A 21997-nucleotide genomic window follows, 5' to 3' on the forward strand; every position below is an offset into this window, starting at 1 on the left:
AGAGAAGCTGCTTAATAAGCAAGCAAATGATGACAACTACCTTGAAAAACACCGCTCTTGGTCTTGTTGCACTCGCTTTATCCAGTTGATGTCTGTTTTCAAAGCCGCAATCGTGCCGAGGCTTGAGACTCAGCCTGTAATAAATGCAATGACCAACGCATCAAGAAACGCCATCACTTCGTTTTCCATCGAGATCCGTAATATTCAAGTAGGTATCGCACCATGGCGCGTAATTGGGAATAAAAGACAAAATGAATGAAACGAACGCTCTAATAAACAACAAAGTGTTTTGATAAAATTGAGCTTAAAAAGTGACACTGCAACATAACTACCCTCCACTTTAATTGACGAACAGTAACAGTGGCCTCGTGACTCGTTGTCACAGCAAGCCATAAAACTCGCACACATAACTCTGATTACGACAAACCGAACCACAGTAAATTTAACTGTATAAATATACAGTTAAATTGATACCCCCGCAAAAACCACACTTATCGAGTGAATAGCATTCAAAACCAACGCCATGCGTACAGAATTTGTTCTAAAAATCAGTTTAATCATTAACTTTTCTGTATAATCTTCAATTCAATTTTAACTATTGGGTTCGAATGTGAATACTCGATAGAATCTCTGTTTGCGGTGACATCACGCATAACCACAAAGTTACATGTATGGATGATTAACATTTTGAGCGACAACGTATTCAGGCAAATCAATATATTCCTTTCGGTTTTTTGCCTCGCTGCCACTCTACTGTCGTTTATCTCTTACCATATGATCATGGATCAAAACTACGTTATCACTCCAGATAGATTCCCTACACTCGTTAACACTGACCAAGAACATAATGGTGGCACCAAAGGGGGGCTGTATAAGTCAGAAGACACCATTGAGTTACAGTGTGACTTTAAGCGTACCTATAGCTCGCCATTCTGTGAGATTGAGTTCGTTATCTCTACGGAAGGTAAAGGTCTGGATCTCTCAGTGTATGACTCAGTGACCATCAATATGGATTACGAAGGCCAAGAACAGCCAAGGTTTCGCTTTTACATTCGAAATTACGACGAGAATTACAGCGTTCAAGGTGACGCTATGTCTAATAAGTTCAATCGTTTAGATTTCTCGTTACCCGATAGAAAACACATCGACTTAGATTATTTCAATGTCCCTTTATGGTGGATCGACTATTACAACCACCCTATTACTAATAGCGCCGTAGACGTTACCAACGCAGTGTCGGTTGAGTTAGGGCTTGGTGCTAGCACACTTGATGGGCACCATAAACTGACAGTACAAAGCATCGTTTTTCACGGCAAGACGATCGACAAGTTTGTACTAGGAAAACTCTTAATTAGTTTATGGGTGCTGTATGCGATTTACTATATATCTTGTGCGTTATATCTAGCCAGAAGAACAAGAACAGATGCCGCACAGCAACAACGTTTGTTGACTCAAGAAATTGAAGAGCTAAAGATAAAGGCTACAACCGATCCGTTAACCGGCTGTAGGAACAGAACTGAAGCTTTAGATGCTTTCTATGATTTTGAATGGTTAGCCCAGCAAGGAAAAACAATTCACATCGCTTTGTTTGATTTAGACCATTTTAAGCAAATCAATGATCAACATGGCCATGAAGTGGGTGACAAAGTACTTATTCAGTTTGTCGCAACGGCGAACGAGAGTCTTGGTGAGCAATATTTACTTTATCGCTGGGGTGGTGAGGAGTTCCTTTTAGTTTGCCTGGAGCAAACTGCGCTACAGTGTAACGAATCTATCAATAATCTATACCTAGCAATCGACCAAAGCGTTTGGCCTAAAGCGCTTAAAGTAACGACTTCGACTGGAGTAACACAGCTTAAGCAACATGAATCGATACGTTCTGCAATTAAACGTGCAGACAAGGCACTCTACCAAGCGAAAGACAACGGACGAAACCAAGTCGCAAAGTTGTACTAAAGCTCGCTTGACTAGACTGCAGTTACACATTCAACTCTCTGCCAATACCCAATCAAGACGCCATTAATACCCTGTCGATATCTACTGTCCATTTAAGCCGCCGTTAGATTTTCAACGCAGACTAAAGAAGCCAAAAGCTTTACTGTCTCATTAGGGTTCTAATCGATATGTACGCCTCTAAGCGCGCTCTCACCATCGGTAATAACACATTCTGTAGTAACGCCATTAATCGCATTCTCAGGTTGAGATGTATCGTTTCTAAGCTTCCTAACTACTTGTTCTAAACCGCACATATCTGGCTAGTAAAAGCTTTCTCTAAGCAGTCGTAAGTCACTCGCGGTATCGGTTTTGAACATTACCGTCGTTACTTATCTCGCGCTGCTCTTCGAGGAAATCCTTATTATTCTGCTCCCGTCACGCTTCTAATCACGCACTCTGACCCACTAAAAATGGAAGTCACAACGTCACTATCCTTAAAAAACGCCATAGATTTAACTACTTAGACATGGTGACATAAATACTGACACCCAAAATGATAGTTGTATTGTTTTCAGAGCTTGCTGTAATTTAATTACAAATAGGAGCCAAGAAAAGCCTGATAAGTGGATTACTCCAACGTAACTTACTGAATAAACGGCATTTAATGGTTTTGAATAGTTCGGGGTTTAGGGTAACTAAAGAGTTGGTATGTACGAGGTAATATACTAGAGGGTAATATATTTAGTTATAGTGCGCTAAGGTGTTAAAAAAGAAGGGCTAATGCCCTACTCTTCTTTATTACTCATTTCTTCACGAATTTGCTCAGCAACGATTTTGATAGCTTGTGCTGTGCTGATGCCCTGGGTCATCATTTCTTGAATTCGTTCAACAGCTTTCTGTTGTTCTTCGTGAGAAAGGGTTGGTAAGTCGTTTAGCATAGTCTGCTCCTTTATTTAGGAGCAGAACTATATAAGGACTGTTAGTAACTAGCAAGGAAATTGATTGATGCACCCATTGCATTTTCATTTGTGTAGTTAGCACTTAAATCTAACTGGAACAAATTGAGTGGCGACAAACCAATACCTGCAGTGACTGTACCTTCTGAACCAGAGTATGCCAAATTCTTGTAGTACCCTGCCCTTAGCTGAAGCTGACGTAAAACATCAACTTCTGTACCAACGCGAATCATCTGTTCATTATCTTTGAACGAAGTAAACTTTTCGGTTTCATTTAAGTCATAGTCGACACTAAGCGTGAAGTAGTCCGCTACGATACCAGCACCTACGGTATATACTGGCTCTAGTTTGTATGCGTATTGGCCACCGACTTTGTGTGTCACATCGCTGGTCGTCGTACTCGTTAAAGTTTGAGATGTATCTTTGGTATTGATATCTCTAGATATTAAGTTGGTAGCCGAAAAGCCAACTCGAAATGGACCTGTGAACCAAAGCGCGCCAGCATCCATATTAAAAGAAGTTTCACCTTCACCATTGTCTCTTACATCAGACAAATCGTAGCTCTTAACAGAAGCAACGTAGTTGTATGTGTAAATACGTTGAAGTTTAGGCGTGATACCAAATGAAATATGCTGCCCCATAAAGGTTTGATATTTAGCGAGAGTTAATCCAACTTCGGTAACACCAATAGCAACGGCTTCTACCGTCGACAACTCAAGTTTATCGGCATCTGTCGCTGACGCTTCATTGTAAACATTTGGTGTAGCAAACGATTCTGTATAGGCTTTGCCGAATAGGTTAGCCGCTATAAATTGATTTGGGATAGCGAATGCGACAACACCACCAAGTTCAACATTAGCTTGGTTACCATCGAGTTTTTTAAGAGCTGCATCTAAATCTGCAGTGTTTGTCGCAGCCAGAGCGGAATCAATATTTGATTTCATGTCTTGGGGGTCATTATAACTACCACCAAAACTTGGCGTGATCATACCCATATCATCGTTACGACGATAAATAGCAACAAGTGCTGGGTTATAGAATGGAGCTGTTAGGAAGTTTGCTGAAACAACACCAACACCACCCATCGCATCACCACGCGCTTCAATGGCGTAGTTTGCTGCTGAAAGAGGAAGACTGGCGAATGCAATTGATGCTGCGAGTAGTTTAGTTGTATTTTTCATGCCGTTTATCTTTGTTAGATCCCTTACATTATTAACGGCTCAATTCTAAATTACTTTAGCTACTCTTCGCTAGAAATATCATAAGTTTTACTGATAGTTTGTGCTTGCTCTATCGCTATGTCACCTTGCCAGCGCGAATGTACCATTGATACAGCTAAAACATAACGATCATTGGGCAGTTCTTCACCCGTTAAATTGGTCGGATAATCGGATTCATAACTTTTACCCCACACCTGCTTATATCGTTCATCGACATAATCGTACAAACCTACGTCTAGCTTTGGTAATGGGCAGTATGGGTTCAGCAGTGCTTTTTTATCGATCAACCAAGAGTCTTTAGATGCCCAACGAACTTGTTGACGCATAACCACTTCACCAAGAATGACCCAAGTGCTCCAGGAGTTACCGCTATTTCCTTTTACAGTCAGGCGATAAAGTCCGGAATCAAGTTGAGACGCTAAGCTATAACGTTTGCTGTATACACTCACTGAAGTGTTATTGATTACAGGGTTACCTTTGGTGAACTCACTATCAGACGAAACGACCTTGTCGACCCACTTCTCAAAGGTGATGTCTTGGATGTTGCTTTCCGATTCAACGTCAATCGCCACACGGAATGTTTCCCTGCCTGGGCTTTGGATAATGTGTCTTTTCACGACGACCGAGCTTATCCAGTCCGGTAAAGTGTTTTTGGTGAGCGTTTTCCCACAATCTTTGTTCAATGCTTGCTCGAACAGCTGATTGAGATGATCTTCGCGAGATTGCGAAGCGTTGATTTGCCAAACTTCCACTAGTGAATCAAACATCAATGCTAAATCATTATCTAGCAGGTGCTTGTGCACTTGTGTCAGCGCATCACTGTCCTTAAACCAATCGGCTGCGTGTGCAGTATTGATGACGCTTGATAAAATGAGTAGTGGAAGTAAGGCTTTTTTCATTACGCTTTCATCTTGTAGCCAACGCCACGTAAGGTTTCAATTTCTAAACCTGGCAACTTCTGTCTTAGTTGCAGAACGTGCGTGTCTACAGTACGAGTTGTTGGGAAGTGGTTGTAACCCCAAACGTGGTCTAGTAGCTCATCACGAGTAAACACTCGACCAAGATTACTTGCCAAGAATAATAATAGATCAAATTCCGTACGCGTTAACGTGACTTCCAGTTCGTTAAAAAACACTTCACGTGTTGCTTTGTCAATTACAAGGTTTTGAGCCATTACTTTTGATGCATCTTGATCTTCAGCATCAGGTAGGCGTAGTTGTGCACGGATTCGAGCAAACAGTTCAGCTTCTGCAAATGGTTTCGTTAGGTAATCATTCGCACCTGAGTCTAGGCCGGCTACTTTGTCTTTTACTGTTACGAGAGCCGTTAGCAAAATAACTGGGATGTCTTTCTTTTTCTTCCAACCTGGAAGTGAATCTACTGAGTCACCATCAGGAAGTTGACGGTCTAGGATCACAAGATCCGCTTGTTCCCAATAGCCTTCAACTTCAGAGATCAGCTCGGCATGTAAACATTCATATCCAGCTTGCTCAAGGCTAACTAATAAACCGTCAGCTAAATTTTTATCGTCTTCAACGAGAAGCAATGTCTGTTTCACAAGGTATCTCCAAAATAAATGTTGTTGGGGGGCCGATAAGCGTCATGTGACCGCCCATTTTTCCGACCATAGATTCTACTATCGTCAGACCTAAACCGAGTCCACTCTTACTTACGAATGGCTTTCTTAGTTGCCCCCAATCTTTACGAGACAAGTCTCCATTATCTATAACTTTGAATGTCAGCTTCTTGTCAGAAGTATTCAGTTCTAGTATCACTGGGGCAACACCGTATTTCACGGCATTTCTGATCAGGTTATCGATACACGTTCCTAACCAATATACGTTTACTTTTGCAGCAATATCTTTGTTTACGCGGAGTTCAATGCCCGGAGCAAAGTCTTCTTCAACTTTGTATTGAAGCCACTCTTCAACACTTGGCACCCACTCTGTTGCAAGCGGTTGGTTGTCTGATTGCAAATAGTCTTTACTTGCTTCTGCCAACTGCCTTAAACGGCGTGTATCTTCACACAACCTACGAAATTCATCATATACCGATTCTGGCAAGTGTTCGAACTCTCGCCTAAACCCTTCAACCGTCAATGACAAACTCGCAATCGGTGTTCTTAATTCATGCGTTAGAATTTGAAGAACCAGCATGCGGCTCTTCATCTCTTGTTTTTTACTGTTCCAACGGTAAACCGCCCACCCCAACACGAGTAGGATATTGGCAATCACCAAAATAAACATGGCGATCTGCAGAAGCTCTGAATGATCTTCTATTTCCCAACATACATTGCCGCGCTGGACGAAACAGCTGTTGCCTTCTGAGGACAAACTAAAGGATAAGCCCGCGAGCGTAGCATTTTCGTTCCAAACTGATTCTTTATACAGGTAATATCTATCGCCGCGCTTGACCCACATTTCATCAAGCTCAACAAACATACTCGCACCCGCTAGCAAAGCTGTTATGGCTTCGTTGTCCATCTTCTGTAGACGAGACAGTAGTTCATCGTGTTCTGTGTTCGGTCGCTCTTGAATGTGCATGTAGCGCTTCAACGAGTCAAATTTCTCTGGGTATAACTCAACGTAGCGTGCGGCATATGAACCGCCACCGGGATGAATCAAACCACTTCGAGTAAACCAACGATCAGAAAGTTTAGTCCCTTTACACATTGCACGAGTAAAGACCAAAGGCTCTGTGATTAGAGGACTTAAGGGCAACTTTCCGCTGCATGTTTTTGATAACCGGTATAAGCGTTGGATGTCTTTTAGTGGGTATTCAGCAGTTTGCGGCAGCATAGAAGACGGCATGATCAAGCGAGTCGGGTAATCAGCCTGAAGCAGTCGAATATCATAAGATTCAATTGCCATTTCATGATCAAAAAGTTTAGTGAAGTTATCGATACGCTCAGGTAAAGAGTCAGCAAACGCGTTCACTGAAACGGATAATGTAGCGATAAGCAGAGTAAATGTTCTTTTGATGATCACAAACCAACGCAAATTCATATAGATCAATCAAATATATACCATTCGTTATCAAAGATAAATTTATAACCGCATGAAAAACCGTGCTAATGACGAGTTATAGCGACAAATTCGATCATATTAGGGCTATGTTGCACAGCTGTACTCGCTTAATCGTTTGAGTCGTTATAACTTCATTCAAATGAGTTTACGGCCGTCTATCGGACTGTGCTTATTGCTTATGGGCCATAGATTGCTGCTTATGGGTCATAGATTGTTGCTTTAGGATACAGCGACTTTCAGATGAACAAAAAAAAAGGAGCTCTAATGAGCTCCTTATTTAGTTACGACTTAATGCTTTTGCTTAGAAAATACTTAAAAAGTGTTTCCTATAGATGCTCTAGAATACCGAGACAGCTCTGTTTCGCATCACCAAACAACATCTGTGTATTCTCTTTGAAGAACAGCGGGTTTTGTACACCTGCATAACCTGTGTTCATCGAACGTTTGAATACGATAACGTTCTGAGCATTCCAAACTTCAAGTACTGGCATGCCAGCGATTGGACTATTTGGATCTTCAAGTGCTGCAGGGTTCACTGTGTCGTTTGCACCGATAACCAAAACAGTATCGGTCTCATTGAAGTCATCGTTGAGTTCGTCCATTTCAAGAACGATATCGTAAGGTACTTTTGCTTCAGCAAGTAACACATTCATGTGACCCGGTAACCGACCAGCAACTGGGTGGATACCAAATCGAACATTGATGCCCTGCGCTCGCAGCTTCTCAGTGATTTCATGCACTGGGTATTGAGCTTGAGCTACTGCCATGCCATATCCAGGAGTGATGATGACTGACTTTGAGTTTTTAAGCATGTCAGCCACATCTTCAGCTGATGTTTCGCGGTGTTCACCTTGCTCTTCATCACCATCAGACACAACCACGTCTTGGCCGAATCCACCAGCAATAACGCTGATGAAAGAGCGATTCATCGCCTTACACATGATGTAAGAAAGAATTGCACCTGACGAACCAACCAATGCACCGGTTACGATAAGCAGATCGTTCGCAAGCATGAAACCTGCCGCTGCTGCTGCCCAACCAGAATACGAGTTCAGCATAGAGACAACCACTGGCATATCTGCGCCACCAATCGATGCCACTAGGTGGTAACCGAATGCGAATGCGATAAGAGTCATCACCATTAGCGCGAACATACTGCCGTCCGCTTTAACGAACATGATCATCAGTAGTGTAGAAACTACGATCGCCGCAAGGTTCCACTTATGCTTATGAGGAATGTTCAATGCAGACGAAGAGATAACGCCACGAAGCTTACCAAACGCAACAATAGAACCCGTGAACGTCACCGCACCGATAAACACGCCAAGGAACACTTCCACTAGGTGGATCACGTGCTCTGCATGAATATCAGCAGGGTTGATAGAAACAGTAGCAGGTGGATCAATGTAACTGTTGTAACCTACAAGTACTGCTGCCATACCTACGAAGCTGTGCAGAATTGCCACCAGCTCAGGCATTTCAGTCATTTCTACTTTTCTTGCGTAGTGGATACCAATACCACCACCGATCACCATAGCAATGATGATCCATACAATACCTGCAGAATGTGGGCCAAAGATCGTCGCGATCAACGCGATTGCCATACCCGTGATACCGTAATAGTTACCTGCACGCGCAGATTCCTGTTTCGACAACCCAGCCAAGCTCATAATAAAGAATACAGCAGCAACAATATAAGCTGCTTGTACTAATCCTTCAGACATCTGTCACTCCTTAGTCTTTACGGAACATTTCAAGCATACGTTTGGTTACGGTAAAGCCACCAAAGATATTGATACTTGCAATTAATACGGCAATAAATGATAAGAACGTGACAACGCCACTTCCTTGTCCTATTTGTAACAGTGCACCGACTACAATGATTCCTGAAATCGCGTTAGTTACGGACATCAAAGGCGTATGCAGAGAATGGCTTACATTCCAAACGACGTAATAACCCACCACACAAGCGAGTACAAAAACGGTAAAGTGAGATAAGAACGCAGCAGGAGCAACCGAAGCTACCCAAGCAAATGCACCTACAGCAACCGCCATGCCTGCCACTTTCTTAATTGGAGAAACCGGCTCTTCAACTTTAGGCTCCGGTTTAACCGCTTTGGGCTTAGCTTGTTGTGGTTGAGCTGAAACTTGAATTGGTGGTGCAGGCCAAGTGACTTCACCCTCTTTAACCACGGTAACACCGCGTAGCACGACATCTTCAAAGTCAATATTGATGTTGCCATCTTTCTCTTTGCAAAGCAGTTTCAGCAAGTTAACTAGGTTCGTTGCATACAGTTGAGATGATTGAGTCGGTAGTCGACCAACCATATCTGTGTAACCTACCACTTTCACGCCGTTAGCCGTTGTAATGACTTGATCCGCAACGGTATATTCACAGTTGCCGCCATTGGCTGCCGCAAGGTCAACAATCACACTACCAGCACTCATGCTGTCTACCATCTCTTTGGTAATCAGCTTAGGTGCCGGACGACCTGGGATCAGTGCCGTTGTAATGATGATATCGACATCTTTAGCTTGAGCTGCATACAGTTCTTCAGCTTTCTTATTGAATGCTTCAGACATCTCTTTTGCGTAGCCGTCGCCCGCGCTGGTATCTTCCTTGAAATCCACTTCCAAGAATTCAGCGCCCATAGACTCGACTTGCTCTTTTACTTCAGGACGAACATCGAACGAACGAACGATCGCACCCAAACTACCCGCAGCGCCAATTGCTGCTAGGCCAGCAACACCCGCACCAGCAACCAGTACCTTCGCTGGTGGAACTTTGCCTGCCGCCGTAATTTGACCTGTGAAGAATCGACCAAACTCATGCGCCGCCTCAACAACAGCACGGTAACCCGCGATGTTAGCCATAGAACTCAATGCATCTAACGCTTGAGCTCTTGAAATACGAGGTACAGAATCCATCGCCATCACGTTAATATTACGAGTGGACAATTGTTCCATTAATTCTGGGTTCTGAGCTGGCCAAATAAAGCTGACCAATGTTGCGCCATCTTGAAGAAGATCAATTTCATTTGTAGTTTCGTCAACGATCGGAGCGTTAACTTTAAAAATAATATCGGATTTCCAAGCTTCATCTACGGTGACAATTTTTGCTCCAGCTTGTTCATAAACTGCATCTTCAAAACTTGCTAACGCACCTGCTTGTGATTCAACACAAACTTCAAATCCTAATTTTAGAAGCTGTTCTACCGATTTCGGCGAAGCAGCGACTCGCGTTTCACCTGCGAGTGTTTCTCTTGGTACACCAATTTGCATAGCTATTCCTTGACTATTGGCACAATGACTTATTCGTTTGTATCTAACGACAACTAATACTTCAAGCGTTTTATTCAAAGAACAGGAAAAGTTATTACTTATAACGATTTGGATGGAATTGGAGCACTTCATTTGAAGAAATGACGCCTCTTTTGAGCCAAGAGGTCAAACCACTTGCAAATATTCCTTTAAATAACAACCTACTAGCTGTTCTTTGTTCCTAAAACTAAAAAGAGCTTTCAGCATATACACTGAAAGCTCTCTAAATTATGACCAACATCAATTCTAACCCTATTTGGTTAGCTAAAAATGTTATCGCCCATTTGGTCGATGAACATCTGCGATTTTTTAAGCATCAGTTCATCGGCATCTTGTTTGTTTGAAACAACATCTGAACGAATAAAACGATGGGTTTTGATTTCACCATCAAATTCTTTCTCGATTCGCCCAGCTACACGGTATTGACCAGATTCAGCAATGGCATCTTGATAGATATTGAAGCCTTTGTATTCGACTGGCTCAATTTCTACTTTTTGTTCGGTTTTTTCTTTGCCACTAAATAATCTAGAAAAGAATCCCACGTTTTTACTCCTTAAATGACCGCATTAACCGTAAACTATCATGACTGTTTACCGCTCAACAATGGCTTTTCATACCATTGTAATTCAACGTCATCATCAAAATTATGTTGACTAAAGATTACGGGTACATTGTCGTCACGCTCTCGTCTTCTGTCGTCAATGATCATGCTTTCTGCATTTTTGACCGCGATCTCACTATTTCGTTTATACAGCACCAATTTATCCTCTGGCAATGCCGATAGAAAATCGACATCGAAGCGAATATAGATGGGTTTAAGCTGACCCAAAGCCAAACACGCAAGATCGGCTAACTGCTCGTTGGTATAGCCAGAAACATACTCTTCTGTCGCTAATACATTTCCCACCAAAGTTTCCATATAGTTATGGACATCGACACTGATTTGCATATTACACCTCCATGTTGAGCGGTTGTTTCTAGTTTAATCGTTGTTACAGCTAATCATTGTTGTAACTAATTACCGTTGTTGCTAGCCGCTTCTGCAGTTAGGCGTATAACATCTGTTCATTGCTACTTAGGTAACCACCTAGCTCTTAAGCACAAACTATCTTAATTTAGTTAAGTATCAATAACGGCTGTTTCATTTATCATATATACTGTTTAGCTCGTTCTTAGGTTAATAGCAACTGAAACACATATAAATTTAATTGTACAATTAGCGAGCTATGATCATGTTTTTGCTATAATTTAATGAAAAAGCTTGGCAATTGCTTGTTTACCCGTATCCTACGTATAAAATTAAAATATAAGATCATCATTATAGTTAGGCTCACCACATAAATGACATCTTCTTTCGTCACGTCGAGCATATTTCGATTTTGCTTTCCCTTACTTCTATTAGCAATATTACTTGCAGGTATGAACAACGTCATCCTAGTGACGGATTCAAACTTAGGGTTTGCTAGCAACCTCCCATACATTCTATTGAGCGTTGCGGTTTTACTGTGCCACACATTTAAGCAAGGTCGTATGGCCATGGTGTCCTTAACCATGCTCGTCGCATACCTCATCATTCAAGTTCGTTTACAAACGCCACTCAACACAGGCACCACTCTATTAGAACTGTCTCTGTTAACCGCTTTAGTTCCTGTAACATGCTTACTGGTGTATGCCTTCCCAGATAACGGCGTTAACTCGAAATCCATGTTCCTATATGCTTTGGTTCTCGTTCTGTTTACGGTATGGGCGCAATTAATTGTTTCTCATTTCCAGTCAGGTGGATTTGAGTCATGGAGCGAAGGTATCCTGTTTATCGTTAACGGATTCTCGAGGCTACCTTTCGTTTTAGTGCTGTATAGCCTTTGTTTACTTGGCCTTACGTCGATTTTAGTTCTGGTATACAACCGCGCGATTGATGTTGTCGTATACAGCGCAATTTTACTTTCTACTAGTACATTCATATTTTTTGATGTGCAATACATCTCTAGTACGATGTTCTCGCTGTCTGGTACGCTATTCATTATCTATGTCGTCTCTGCTAGCCACGATATGGCCTTTAATGACCGTTTAACTAACATTCCAGGTAGACACGCACTAGAAGTGGATATGAAGCACTTAGGGCGAAAATACTCAATGGCGATGGTTGATATCGACCACTTCAAGAAATTTAACGATACCTACGGGCATGACATTGGCGACGATGTGTTGAAGTTGGTAGCACGTATATTGAGTGAAACAACCGGTGGTGCAAAAGCTTATCGCTATGGTGGTGAAGAGTTTACGATTATTTTTAAAGGCAAATACTCGGAACAGGTTAAAGAGCACCTTCAAGTTCTCATTTCGGAAGTACAAAACTACGATATGACGATTCGAAATAGCAACGATCGCCCTGACGACCATGAAGTCGGCATTAAAAAACGTGGTCAGAGCAACAAATCAACTGAAGTCGTAAACGTAACGGTGAGCATTGGGCTGTCTGATAGTAGAACCACTAAACAACCCGTAGAAGTCTTGAAACTTGCCGATAACGCACTGTACAAAGCAAAAGAAACTGGCCGAAACAAGCTGTGTGTCGATAGTTAAAGACGTTGAAAGTCTTGGAATGTAAAGCTCTGAACATCGTAATTTAACGGTGTGAACATCGAAAGCGTTGGTGCTTAGACTAGTCTTGGTTAAAGAAGATGACTAAGCTCCCTCCTTTCAAACTACTTCCGTAATTGATAGTAAACCCTATTCCTACATTGTCGACCCAGTCATTAAACAGATTTGGGTTAAGCAACCAACCTACACTACCTTCGTAGTAAGCTGTAGTGCCCATAGACGCGACAGTATCACCACCAATATCTATTCTTCTTATACTCGAATACATGGATGTGATGTTTTTGTCCCAACGAACTAAGTCATAGAAGATCTTAGCTTCATTTGCTATGTACCAACCTTCTGGGTGACCAATATTACCGTTATTGGCTTCTCCCCAACCTATACCATTAAAGTAATGCCAACTGGTACTGAGTTTATATTTACCCCAGTCATTCTTATCTTCAAACATCAACTTTATCTTAGGCTCTATTATGTATGCCCAAGCATCCGTGTTCAGATAAAGACCATCCAGCTGACCTTGAATTGGTGCAAGCAACGAAGAACGATATTCAAAATCGTTTCGATAATAGGAAATATGGTTACCAATTGCAGAACTAAAACTCCAGTATTCGTTCAACTGGGATACGTTTGCATACTCAACGTAACCAGAAACAACAGACTCTTTTTGAAAGTCGCTTATCGTTGAACTGGCATATTGAACATCCTTCTCTATCCGCAACGCAGATAAACGAAGTGTTACTTCTTGATGGTTGTCTTCAATATAACTTGGCACTTCAAAGGTATAAGGAAGGCTGAGGGAAGCGATATTTTGTCGGCGACTTACTGAGTCATTAGAGCCAATATCTTCATTGTCCAAACTAAAGACTTTGTTGGGATCAAAATTATTTATGCCAAAGGTAAACACATCCGTATCATTGAGCAAAACACTCGTTGCGAAGGTTTGTTCAATGTCTTTTCTGACCAATTCAGAGAGCGAAGCTGCGTTAACAGCTGTTGGACACACGGAAACAAACAGAGTTAATACAAGACCTTTGTTTGAGTTAGTCATGACGAATGACTTGGAATGCTGCATTTCTTTTATCACTTAAGTCACTTCCTGGCTTATAAGCTACTAGAAGTATAATTCAGGTTACTACCGAAGCTCGTCAACTATTGCTCAAGCTCCATAATATCGCGTTGTATGTAGGTATTTCTTCCGCTTTGCTTGGCCTGATACAGTGCTTGGTCAACCTTTTCGTAAATAGAAGCGATAGCCTCACCACCTTCAGGCACGAATGACAACACACCTTGTGACGCTGTCACCCTGTCAGACACTGCTGAGTAGTCGTGGACGTAGTTCATTTGATGCAGTGCTTCTTTTACACGATTGGCCTGTAAATTAGCCGCGGAGCTGTCGGTATCACTCAGAATGATGACGAACTCTTCACCGCCGTAACGTCCAACAAATTCTCCAGCTCGAACAAAGAGCTCTTTCAAAGTATTGGCAAGCCCTTGCAGGCACTTATCCCCTTGAATGTGACCATAGTTATCGTTGTAAGGCTTAAAGAAGTCAACATCGAGTAGTATGACGGTCATGGATATATTACGTCGTCCGTGCCACGCAATGCTCTCTTCAAGCTTAGTATCCATATATCGTCGGTTGTACAATTTGGTTAGGCCGTCTTCGTTGGCTTGTTGTTGCAGTAAAATATTCAGTTCTTCGAGTTTGGCGGTACTCTGTTTTAACTCTCGTCTCATGTGCGCAATACGCTGCATCGCAATCAACTTAGAGTTCAAAACAACTTTGTTTACCGGTTTGATCAAATAGTCATCGCCGCCGGCATCTATCGCTTTTGCGATCATTTCAGGCTCTTCATGACCGCTCAAAAAGATGATCGGAACCCATTCTGGGAATTGCCGACGAACTTCGTTAGCGACCTCAAAACCATCCATGTCTGGCATGCTGATATCCAGTAACACGAGTTCAGGATCAAAATCAGAATAAACATTCAGGGCTTCTTTTCCGCTACCAACAGCTTCTACAACGTGACCCAGTTGCTTGAGTCGAATAGCGAGTTGCATCCTATCCAGTTGAACGTCATCAACCAGCAATATGCGCATCGAAGATCCCTTTTCTATCATCACATCACCTTTATCTAGTGTTGAATATTCAAAGTAGCTCAAATTTGGGCTTAAATCATGCCCTAATCTCTATATTATATTGACTTTTTTACAGATCTTTTTAGCATTGTTTCTTTTTAAAGAGAAATACTATGTCAGACGCTACAAACAACGAAGTACAAGAAATCGATTTAACCACTATCTCACCAGAGCTTCGCCAAGTTATCGAATTTGATGAAGTGCCTAAAGAGATGCACAACATGGTTACTTCTATTCACGAAGTGTCTGAAGAAGCAGTGCGTGAAACTTGGAGCAGCCTTCCAGCAAGCGCACAAAATGTTTTGGACAACTTCGAGCAATTCCACGCTCTAATCTCTGTTAGCCAAGCTTTCGCTGGCGTAAACATGATGGAGGAGTTCCCTACTCTTAAACTTCCAGAAGGCATGTCTGATGAAGAAAAAGAAGAGTACCGAGCTCAACTGCTTGACCAAATTTTACATAACTGTGTAAAAGACATGGCTAAGCAAATCAAGAAAGCGCGCCGTGATGCTATCTTGAAGCGTGATTTCAAAGAAGTTTTCATCCGCTAAGCTATTCAGAGCACCTAAATTTAGGTTGAATGCTTAACGAAAACTTAATGATTAAGCCGTATGTTATTTAAAACATGCGGCTTTTTTGTACCTGCAGCTTTTTCTATACGTTCTTTTTCTGCTCGCTTCTTCTATTATTCGAACGCAATGTCTGGGTTCTTGTTAGTGCAGGGACTCTCATTGTGGCTCTTATAATTCTAACTTTTCTCACTGCACTAAAATATGCACAAAGCTCATAATTATGACGCAAAACTGGCAGTTATACCGTATAAAAATGACGCATGTAGTCATTTATGGAATCAAGATCGAGTCACAGAATCAAGATCGAGTTTCACCCGTTCTAAAATGAAACCAAAAACCAGGTACGCCGTGGGACCTTAATGTATTACCGCTAGATCTGAATATCTTATCGCATGAGCTTGCTGCATAAACTTAATTCATATGACAGCGCCGAGCGGAACTTAAAACACCATGTATTTTTAACTTAAAACGTTAATTGACCCGAAACCACCCGAAATAAAGCGGGATATAGCGAAACGAGCGAGGTGATTTTTGTCGTGAATTATTTAATGTTAGTGCATAACAAAATCTATAAAGGCGCAGAGTTACGCCCTGATTTGAGGTGATGTTTCGATTCATTTTTGTGTATATGTCGTTATTCAATCAACGCACTGAAGCAGATAACTTAGGACGTCCACATTCGGGAAAATCAGCCTGTTGAACATATTCAATTAGCAACTTTCTATCACCAAGCAATTTAAAGTAGTCTTCTTCTGTATAAGTCCCAGCTCTAAGTTCTGAATACCGCTCGTCTATCGTTATATCAGCTTGATACTCGGCTATTGCTGCATTGACACGAGCAAGTTCAGTTTGCTGCCAGTATCGCTCTTCTGCCTCATTGATGATGGTGACTTTTTCAAACACGCCGTTAATATAATGATAGACCCCTAAATGCTCTCTAATATCGTCAGGCAATTCACTGGCATTAACTGAGTGCTTATGGGCGATGTTGCAATGGGTTACATGACCAATAGCAATAACAACGCCTTTCTCATCGGTATTTACAGTTACTGTGCTCATCATTCGCTCTCCCATACCGCATCAATAGTTACCTCGAACTTCGATACGACATTCGAATTAGGCCCATAATTACCTGTGGCAAAGCTTAATCGCTTCGGCGTTCCCCCGTCAGCTAGAGTGATTGGGACGATGAAATTGTTATATACACCGTATACGGTTGTAAAGCTTGGCACCGAAAAATAAACATGGGTATGTGCGCTTGGATATCTCGACCCTCCACTTTCACTATCATGGCAATAGATGTTGAGATATAAGTTGATTGGCTCACTCGTTGTCACTTTGGTTTGAATATTAATGAACTTCACTTTTGATGCGGAAGCTGGCATAACCCATTCTGGCCTTGGCATTTGTCCAATCGGCAAAAGTGACATCGTCAGGTCATCAGGGTACAAGCGAGTCATTTTCAGGATTAATGGTGGCAAGTTATCTGGACTATAAACTGACCCTAAGCCTTCTTTGAGCGCTTTTTCTGTCACCGCTTTTGATTCACTCTGACCTTGGTAGGAGTTAGATAATTGCACGACGCCTGAGCGCAAGGTTGTTGCGGTTCTGCGTAGCAGCTTCTTGACGGTCACGAATGCTGAGTCATCGGTTCCATCGTCAACTTGAGCATTGGTGGCAATACGCGCAATACCCGACTCTAACTCGGTAGCATGAGGGATAATTGGTGTTATGTTGATGGTCACCGCCGAGGCTTGGTACAAATCCATTGAGCACTCAATTTCGATTTGAACGTATTGATTATCAACAGAAGGAATGAGTGTTGAGGGGTACGAGCTATAAACGATGAGATTACCATCAGAATCATGCAGCCCAAACTCATTGATAAAGTGCCCAGCAAAGCGTGACGCGTCAACATAGACAATGGCATTGAACCAGTGCTCTTGCGTGTTGCCCTCATTAATATCTTGTCGACCGAACTCATTCACTAAGTGTGTGACGTCCGGTGTTGGCGTGACACTTGAGCCATTCGCATCGCCTAGAGACATTTGGTCAATTAATAACTTTTGCCCACTTTGGTAGGCCGCTTCCAGCAGCTCTTTACCCTTATCGGTAAGCACCGCCGTATGCTCTTGTGCAGATCCTAAACTCATATTTCATTACTCTTATTTCGGATAGTCATGCGATGTCGACTCTTTAGGGTGACCGCTGAATATAGTCCGCCAATTAACGTTGGGTTGGTTGGGAAATTTTTAGAGGTAATTCGTTTGCGTCCTTTTGAAATCGAAACGCTGAATATCCCTCCTGTCGATGGCTTGTTCTTTATCGTCATTTGCCAATGTTGAGAGCCTTGTTTGTTGCTCTCAACAAGCGTGACGACGTTCTCATAGTCTTTTTGAGTCAACCCACCTTTGTCTTGAATAACTTCAACCAAAAAGGTGCCTTTAGCACCTGGTGGATTCATTTGATGCCAAACGGTCAGCGTTGGGTTGAAACCTGTTAGGTCCAACGCTCGTTTTACAGCCCAGACAGTGCCTTTGTATCGATAAAGCACTAAGCCTTCTTTGACGACTTCACGCTTTTTCGCGACCGTCCAAGCGTCATCCCAGGTATCGACACGAAACCACCAAGAAAGCCAAGGTAAGTAAGATTCGTGGACGTTATCAATATCGAGAACCTGAAGGCCATGAATGGCTAAGCGAAGCTCGTCCATCTCTTCCGTTGTCAGGAAACTCAGCGTGCGAAGCCGAACGTCTTGCTTTAAGATTTTGGGAAGCATTATTTCGTCTCGTTTATCCAGTGGTTCTAGGATATTCAAACTTGACCACATAATTTCCGTTCGGCAGATGGATGCTATATATAAAGACACAATGCAGGCTCTAAATTACTCACAACGAGACAAGCTATGAGCACTGAAAATCAAACTAAAAACACCGTTGAAACCGAATTAGCATCAGAAGTTCGAAGCTTCACTTTGGAAGATATTGCCCGTGCAATGATGGAGTTTGATATCTGCATGTTGAACACTCCAGTTCAATTTGGTGGGATGGAACTCAACTGTGCTAAGCGAGTGCGCAAAGCGCTGGTTAAGGACCGAATTGAAGCGGTGCGTTTCACCAAAGAGCAATACGGTTTTGAATCTAACGATGCCATCACCGCGCATATCGCCTCGAGCATTTTAGTGTTTGGTGAACGCATTGAAGAGAAGCGAGATGAGCATGGCAAGCTCACGAACTTGGGTATGAAAGGTGAAGTGGTGATTCCTGTCGATATGCTAATTAACCTGCCCTATGAAGAGCACATCAACTTGGCTCACCTAATGGGAAAGAGCTAAACCTCGCACGAATCAAACAGAATATTTTTGATCACTCTTTTCGATTGCTCACCCACAAAAAAATCGGTCTTGTCTCCGTTGGTGAATTACTCAATGCCGACTGGGCGCAATATACGTATCTCATAGAGGTCTTTAATCATGGCAATAAATAAGGACAGTGGTTACGCGTTAGAGCTCATTGTTGGGGTTAAAGATGCGTTTACTCAGCAGTCGAAAAAGATTGAAAAAGAATCGAATAAGCTGGAGCGAGAGTTTAAGCAGCTGCAAAAAACCACCGCGGATGTTGATGCCTTTAAAAAGGCTGAATCAGCCATTGAACAATTGACCGAAGCTGAAAAACAATACTCAAAAATTCTAGGAAAAAAGAAAAATGAACTCCCCAAACTGAAGGCCGAGCTTGCCAAAGTGACACAGCAATCTCGAATCATGGCCAATGAAGAATCCAAACTGCAAGCGACCATCAATAAGCTTCGTACAGATATGGCGGGGTTAAGTGACGCTGGCAGCACCAATACCAAAACGTTCAAGAAAAAAACGGGAGCCGTTGCACAAGCTGAGCGCACATTGCAGGCGTATCAATCGAAACTAAAAAGCACAACTCAAGATGAAAACCGTATTCGCTCTTCTATCTCTGCGACAGAGCGTGAGCTTGGTGATTTAACTAAGGCTCACCAGAAGAGCACCAATGAGATTAAAGCGCATGAGCGATTAGTGTCACGCTTAGGCCACTCATTAAAAGAGGCGGGTCTCGATGTCAATGACATCATCCAAGAAGAGAAACGGCTGCAAGGCCAACTCAATCGAACCAATAAAGAGATTTCAGAGCAAGGTCGAGAGCTGGGTAAATTACAACACTTTGAAAAGCTGGGGGTGATTGCAGGAGGGGCCATGGCATCAGCAGGCTTCGCCTGGGCGGGGAATGATAAGTCTCGAAATGAACGCCTCCTTGCTGCTCGCAGTAGCTATTCATTAGAAGAGGTGCAATCGACTTCTCAACGACAATTTCGTACTGATTTAATTCGGATGTATGGTGCAGACCAAGAGAGCATTTTCGCCGCCCAGGCACTCGCTAAACAGCAAAACTTAGGTGAAGAAGATACTCAGGCATTAACAAAAGCCACTATCCAGTTACAAAAGATTTTCCCTGATTATTCCTCACCCGAAACCGTTCGGGCACTTGCGAACATATCTAAAGGTTTTGGTATCAGCATTGAGGAGGCAGCAAACAAAGTTTATGCCACCAGCTCAATGGTCGGTGACGCCAATGGGGATTTGCTCGATACTTTCGCTGAATATTCCCCTCTACTTGGAGACAAGATTTCATTTGACCAATTTGCAGCCTCTATTGTTCGCGCCCGTCAAGCCGGTGTTTGGAAGACAGATAAGGTAGGCGATTCATTTAAAGAGTCCTTCATGGCTCGTTTCAGCGATGAAGACGAGTTTGCCAAGCTTGTGGGTAAAGAAGACAAAGCCGGTACGATTGACGCCATTGATAACGTAGACCTACGTAATCGCATTAAAGAAGCCGCTTACCGAGTACGCAGTGACGTTGCAACAGGCAATGCGCCGGGTAACAACTATGCTGCATTATTAGCTCTAGTGAATAGGGCAAACCAAACTGATGCTGCCATCGTCAAACCCATCCTTGAAGCCATAGGCGGCACAATCCTGTCTGAAGATATTGGTACCAAAGGCTTAGGCGCAATGCAGCAAGGTCTGCAAGAAGGAGCCAAGGTCTTTGACGGTGTTGATTCTCTTGATGATGCAGCTCAAGGAGTATCAACTTCTATCGACAAAGCGATGAACTCGTTTGGCTCTATGACAGATACCGTCTCTAATAGTGCCGCTAATCTGATTGATAAATTCAATGGTCTTGGCGATGTGGTATCCAGTACGACTGAAGCTACGACGAGTGGAATGAATGACAAGGCAGGACTGGGTTATGCCGGTCTTGCAGGCGCAGTCGGTTTAGCTGGCTTTGGTGGTTTAATAGCGGCTCGTCTTGGTAAGAAAGCCTTTGGTAAAATCCTTGGCACTGCAATGGGCACTCAAGGCGGCTTCAAACCTGCCAGTATGTTTAGTGGCTTATTTACTAAATCTGCGGCTGAGCCTGTGACGAATGCTGCTAAAGGGCCGAGCTTTTGGTCGAGAGCGGGGAAAAAGGTAATGGATGGCGGTAAAGGTGTTCTCAAAAAGCTGCCTGTGGTGGGTAGAGCTCTAAGTGCGACCTCAACGGGATTATTTACAAAGTCAGCCACGAAACCAGTAGACAAGGTCGCTAAAGGGGCAAGCTCGTGGTCGTCTGCTGGGGAAAAAGTAATAAGTGGAGGAAAAGGCGTTCTCAAGAAGCTCCCCGCCATTGGTACGGCTTTGAATGCGGCCTCTATTGGCATGAGTGCCATTGAGGGAGATGCGGAAGGAGTTTGGCGTGGTATTGGAGCCACGACTGGAACCACACTAGGCGGTCTCGCGGGGAGTTTGTTTGGTGGCTTTGGTGCCGTCCCAGGTGCAATTGCAGGCTCTGTGGCGGGTGATGAGATTGCAGGTTGGTTATACGATGTTTTCAATGGTAAGGATGATCCTGTTAACCAACAAGCTGTCGCTCAAGTGGAGCAAACGGTTCAATCTTCGACAACGCAACCCAGAAACGCCATCGGTCAGCCACCAGCCACAATTGAAGTGAGTTTTTCACCTGTCATTCAACTGGAAGCGGTGAGCTCTGAGGCCGATGTGATGGCACAAACCTTAGTGGCAGCCCTGCGTGATATGACGCCTCAGCTCAAACAGACATTGCATGATGTGATGGATGAACTTTGGAAAGATATGGATCATGTTGACCTCAACTAAAAATAAATATACTGTGTTTTTATACAGTATATTTAAAAGGAGAGTT

At 42.8% G+C, this 21997-nt stretch carries 20 protein-coding genes; 6 read left to right on the forward strand and 14 right to left on the reverse strand.

Annotated features, from left to right (window positions below):
* Together AB6D80_RS02095 and AB6D80_RS02100 are read left to right on the forward strand one after the other, a co-directional pair.
* On the forward strand, window positions 1–259 hold a 259-nt coding region (locus tag AB6D80_RS02095), incomplete at its 5' end, for a hypothetical protein (RefSeq protein ID WP_372187691.1).
* Window positions 260–675: 416 nt separating this feature from the next.
* Window positions 676–1956 (forward strand): GGDEF domain-containing protein, encoded by a 1281-nt coding sequence (locus AB6D80_RS02100; protein WP_372187647.1) that lies wholly within the window; start codon window positions 676–678, stop codon window positions 1954–1956.
* A gap of 764 nt (window positions 1957–2720) precedes the next feature.
* Here AB6D80_RS02100 and AB6D80_RS02105 read toward each other — a convergent pair.
* The 9 genes from AB6D80_RS02105 to AB6D80_RS02145 form a co-directional block, all read right to left on the reverse strand.
* Window positions 2721–2873: a YoaH family protein gene (locus tag AB6D80_RS02105; protein WP_004731009.1), complete on the reverse strand. Its 153-nt coding sequence runs from the start codon at window positions 2871–2873 to the stop codon at window positions 2721–2723.
* Window positions 2874–2914: 41 nt separating this feature from the next.
* Window positions 2915–4072 carry a conjugal transfer protein TraF gene (locus AB6D80_RS02110; RefSeq protein ID WP_017101860.1) on the reverse strand — a complete coding sequence of 386 codons (1158 nt, stop codon included), beginning with the start codon at window positions 4070–4072 and terminating at the stop codon, window positions 2915–2917.
* Window positions 4073–4131: 59 nt separating this feature from the next.
* Window positions 4132–5010, reverse strand: a complete 879-nt coding sequence (locus AB6D80_RS02115; RefSeq protein WP_017098137.1) for a DUF2861 family protein — start codon at window positions 5008–5010, stop codon at window positions 4132–4134.
* The gene (vxrB, locus tag AB6D80_RS02120; protein ID WP_009845363.1) at window positions 5010–5669 is read right to left on the reverse strand and encodes a response regulator transcription factor VxrB; all 660 of its coding nucleotides are present in this window, start codon (window positions 5667–5669) and stop codon (window positions 5010–5012) included. The genes AB6D80_RS02115 and vxrB overlap by 1 nt, the downstream gene beginning before the upstream one ends.
* Window positions 5644–7116, reverse strand: coding sequence for a sensor histidine kinase VxrA (gene vxrA, locus AB6D80_RS02125; protein WP_009845362.1), 1473 nt, complete (start codon window positions 7114–7116; stop codon window positions 5644–5646). The genes vxrB and vxrA overlap by 26 nt, the downstream gene beginning before the upstream one ends.
* Window positions 7117–7463: 347 nt before the next feature.
* Window positions 7464–8861 (reverse strand): Re/Si-specific NAD(P)(+) transhydrogenase subunit beta, encoded by a 1398-nt coding sequence (pntB, locus tag AB6D80_RS02130; protein WP_009845361.1) that lies wholly within the window; start codon window positions 8859–8861, stop codon window positions 7464–7466.
* A 10-nt stretch (window positions 8862–8871) separates the two neighbouring features.
* Window positions 8872–10419: a Re/Si-specific NAD(P)(+) transhydrogenase subunit alpha gene (pntA, locus tag AB6D80_RS02135; protein WP_372066675.1), complete on the reverse strand. Its 1548-nt coding sequence runs from the start codon at window positions 10417–10419 to the stop codon at window positions 8872–8874.
* 299 nt (window positions 10420–10718) lie between these two features.
* Window positions 10719–11000 (reverse strand): HlyU family transcriptional regulator, encoded by a 282-nt coding sequence (locus AB6D80_RS02140; protein WP_009845359.1) that lies wholly within the window; start codon window positions 10998–11000, stop codon window positions 10719–10721.
* A 38-nt stretch (window positions 11001–11038) separates the two neighbouring features.
* A complete protein-coding gene (locus AB6D80_RS02145; protein WP_009845358.1) occupies window positions 11039–11407 on the reverse strand; it encodes a late competence development ComFB family protein in 369 nt (122 codons plus the stop codon).
* A 392-nt stretch (window positions 11408–11799) separates the two neighbouring features.
* On the opposite strand from AB6D80_RS02145, the gene AB6D80_RS02150 reads away from it, so the two are divergent.
* Complete coding sequence (locus tag AB6D80_RS02150; protein WP_012600626.1) at window positions 11800–13041, forward strand: GGDEF domain-containing protein; 1242 nt, start codon at window positions 11800–11802, stop codon at window positions 13039–13041.
* A 79-nt stretch (window positions 13042–13120) separates the two neighbouring features.
* Here the strand turns inward: AB6D80_RS02150 and AB6D80_RS02155 are convergent, their stop codons facing one another.
* Both AB6D80_RS02155 and AB6D80_RS02160 read right to left on the reverse strand, forming a co-directional pair.
* Window positions 13121–14107, reverse strand: a complete 987-nt coding sequence (locus AB6D80_RS02155; protein WP_371702111.1) for a Solitary outer membrane autotransporter beta-barrel domain — start codon at window positions 14105–14107, stop codon at window positions 13121–13123.
* 101 nt (window positions 14108–14208) lie between these two features.
* Window positions 14209–15180: a diguanylate cyclase gene (locus AB6D80_RS02160; RefSeq protein WP_198299351.1), complete on the reverse strand. Its 972-nt coding sequence runs from the start codon at window positions 15178–15180 to the stop codon at window positions 14209–14211.
* A gap of 131 nt (window positions 15181–15311) precedes the next feature.
* Between AB6D80_RS02160 and AB6D80_RS02165 the strand changes: the two genes are divergently transcribed.
* Window positions 15312–15749, forward strand: a complete 438-nt coding sequence (locus tag AB6D80_RS02165) for a DUF3069 domain-containing protein (protein ID WP_004731036.1) — start codon at window positions 15312–15314, stop codon at window positions 15747–15749.
* Between the two features lie 663 nt (window positions 15750–16412).
* Here the strand turns inward: AB6D80_RS02165 and AB6D80_RS02170 are convergent.
* From AB6D80_RS02170 to AB6D80_RS02180, 3 genes are read right to left on the reverse strand one after another with little or no spacing between them, the layout of a single operon-like run.
* A complete protein-coding gene (locus AB6D80_RS02170; RefSeq protein WP_372113872.1) occupies window positions 16413–16832 on the reverse strand; it encodes a hypothetical protein in 420 nt (139 codons plus the stop codon).
* Window positions 16829–17923 carry a phage tail protein gene (locus AB6D80_RS02175; RefSeq protein ID WP_136984541.1) on the reverse strand — a complete coding sequence of 365 codons (1095 nt, stop codon included), beginning with the start codon at window positions 17921–17923 and terminating at the stop codon, window positions 16829–16831. Before AB6D80_RS02175 ends, AB6D80_RS02170 begins: the two co-directional genes overlap by 4 nt.
* Window positions 17920–18600 carry a phage tail protein I gene (locus tag AB6D80_RS02180; protein ID WP_372187648.1) on the reverse strand — a complete coding sequence of 227 codons (681 nt, stop codon included), beginning with the start codon at window positions 18598–18600 and terminating at the stop codon, window positions 17920–17922. The genes AB6D80_RS02175 and AB6D80_RS02180 overlap by 4 nt, the downstream gene beginning before the upstream one ends.
* A 75-nt stretch (window positions 18601–18675) precedes the next feature.
* Between AB6D80_RS02180 and AB6D80_RS02185 the strand changes: the two genes are divergently transcribed.
* Window positions 18676–19104 (forward strand): hypothetical protein, encoded by a 429-nt coding sequence (locus AB6D80_RS02185; protein WP_048666309.1) that lies wholly within the window; start codon window positions 18676–18678, stop codon window positions 19102–19104.
* 138 nt (window positions 19105–19242) lie between these two features.
* Window positions 19243–21951 (forward strand): phage tail tape measure protein, encoded by a 2709-nt coding sequence (locus AB6D80_RS02190; RefSeq protein ID WP_372187650.1) that lies wholly within the window; start codon window positions 19243–19245, stop codon window positions 21949–21951.
* The last annotated feature ends 46 nt before the right edge of the window (window positions 21952–21997 follow it).

Source organism: Vibrio sp. 10N.247.310.17 (genome assembly GCF_041466605.1).
Taxonomy (GTDB): Bacteria; Pseudomonadota; Gammaproteobacteria; order Enterobacterales; family Vibrionaceae; genus Vibrio; species Vibrio tasmaniensis_A.